At 36.4% G+C, this 2,308-nt stretch carries 3 protein-coding genes; all 3 read left to right on the forward strand.

What is annotated here, in order from left to right:
- Positions 1–353 (forward strand): extracellular solute-binding protein (locus ACRCJ0_RS12215; protein ID WP_431390594.1); only part of this gene is annotated, 353 nt, incomplete at its 5' end.
- 64 nt (positions 354–417) lie between these two features.
- Entirely contained in the window at positions 418–1,311 is an 894-nt protein-coding gene (locus tag ACRCJ0_RS12220; RefSeq protein WP_431390595.1) for a carbohydrate ABC transporter permease, read from the forward strand.
- Positions 1,311–2,198 carry a carbohydrate ABC transporter permease gene (locus tag ACRCJ0_RS12225; protein WP_431390596.1) on the forward strand — a complete coding sequence of 296 codons (888 nt, stop codon included), beginning with the start codon at positions 1,311–1,313 and terminating at the stop codon, positions 2,196–2,198. The genes ACRCJ0_RS12220 and ACRCJ0_RS12225 overlap by 1 nt, the downstream gene beginning before the upstream one ends.
- The last annotated feature ends 110 nt before the right edge of the window (positions 2,199–2,308 follow it).

Below are 2,308 nucleotides of genomic sequence, written 5' to 3' on the forward strand. Positions count from 1 at the left end.
CTAAGAAAGATGCTACTTGGGACTTCATGCAATACCTAGTAACACCTGAAGTTCAAGCGCAATGGAATGCAGATACAGGTTACTTCCCTGTAAACAAAAATGCTCATGACGAACAAGTATTCAAAGATAACTTAGCAGAATTCCCTCAATTCCAAACAGCGATTGACCAATTACATGATGCAACACCTGAAGATCAAGGTGCTTTATCTGGTGTAAACCAAGAAGCACGTATGTACTTCGAAGCAGAATTAGAGCGTCTATTAAATAATGAAATCACTGCAGAAGAGGCAGTTCAAAATATGGCTGATCAAACAAATGCAGCGCTTGAGAACTACAATGCGACGAATCAATAAGATTTAGACTTTGTACAGCCGGAAGCTTTTTCCGGCTGTTTTATATTTTGAAAGGAGCACAATTTTGGAACGTACAGATGAAATTGTAATCATTAAAGCGAAGAAGACCTTGGGTGAACAAATCCAACCTTATATGTACTTGTTACCAGCTTTGTTAGTTTTAACAATATTTATGTTTTGGCCTTTTATCCAAACGATTTTCCGTTCGCTATATCTAACAGATTCTTTCGGTCAAATGTCTCAGTTTCTTGGATTGAGAAACTATGCTGAATTATTTGCCAGTAAATCATTCTGGAACTCTATGATGGTATCATTCCAGTTTGTTTTGATTGTTGTACTTTTTGGTGTGACAGTCGGACTAATAGCGGCTATGCTATGTCAACGGTCATTTCCTGGGATTAGATTTTTCTCTACCTCTTATGCGATGCCAATGGCTATTGCATCTGCAGGTATGGCCATGATTTTCCAAGTCATGTTAAACCCGACAGTAGGGATTGTAAACAAGTTAATCGGCACTAATCAGAACCTTTTAACTCATCCAACATGGTCTCTGGTAGTTGTAGGGATTTTAACTGGCTGGTTAAATTCAGGGATGAACTTTTTATATTTCTCTTCTGGATTAGCGAGTATTGATGATTCTTTATATGAAAGTGCCTCAATTGATGGGGCCAACGGTTTTCAAAAATTTATCAATATTACCATTCCTCAATTAGGCCCAACTTTCTTCTTTGTTATTGTAACCAATGTGATTAACGCCTTCCAAGGTTTCGGTCAAATCAATATCTTGACTAAAGGAGGTCCAGGTGAATCAACGAACGTAATTGTTTACGATATTTACAAGAATGCCTTTATGAATTATCGGTATGGCTTTGCCTCAGCAGAATCAGTTGTTTTATTCGTCATCATTATGATTTTAACTATTATCATGTTCATCATTCGAGGAAGGAGTAATAAATAATGGCCAGCACGCAAGCAAATTCAACAGCAGTTACTAACCGTAATAAACAAGATCAAAAATATTTGATGCAGCAAAACGTTCAACGAATAGGTGTAAATGTCCTTAACGTTATCATGTGGCTTTTTATGATGTTTCCTTTAATTTATGCCGTATTAATGGCCTTGAAACCATCAGCTGAATTATATGATCCAAATTCAATTCTATTCCCGCAAAACCCAACATTAAAAAACTTCGTTCAAGTTTTTGATATCGCCCCTTTAGGTCGTTATATCATCAACTCAATTATCGTAGCAACATCTGTAACCTTCTTGCAGATTCTGACATCCTTATTAGCCGGTTTTGCTTTCAGATTTGTAAATTTCAAAGGCAGTAAATTAGTGTATGCCATAATCCTTTCTACCATGATGGTACCAGGTGAAGCGGTAATTATCTCTCAATTCTTGATGGTATCTGGTTGGGGCTTAAATGATTCAATTATTGTGTTGATCCTGCCATTTATGGCTTCAGCATTTAACATCTTTTTATGTACACAAGCGCTACAAAACTTCCCTTATGAAATTTATGAAGCAGCTAAAATGGATGGGTGTAAAGATTTACGATTTGTATTTGAAATTATGTTCCCATTACTGAGACCAACGCTTGGTTCAATGGCCGTTCAGTCATTCCTTGCAGGTTGGAACATGTATATGTGGCCGTTACTAGTAACGAATAACGATAATGCGCGAACTGTTCAAATCGGGATTTCAATGTTGAATAGTGTAGACTCACAATCATTAGTTTTAATGGTAGCGGGTGTTATTATTTCAATGATACCTAGTCTAGCCATCTTCGTTATCGGATCTAAGAACATGGTTAAAGGTTTAACTGCAGGGGCAGTGAAAGGTTAATAGGAGGATAAAATGGCAAAAGTTCAATTAAATAAAGTCGGTAAAATTTATGAAGATGAATTTAAAGCAATCCATAATATCGATTTAGACATCGAAGATAAAGAATTTAT

This window comes from Aerococcus sp. L_32 (assembly GCF_050689315.1).

Bases quoted from the DNA above. Each gene is read 5' to 3' on its own strand.
- ACRCJ0_RS12225 (WP_431390596.1), top strand. From the start codon at position 1,311: ATGGCCAGCACGCAAGCAAATTCAACAGCAGTTACTAACCGTAATAAA.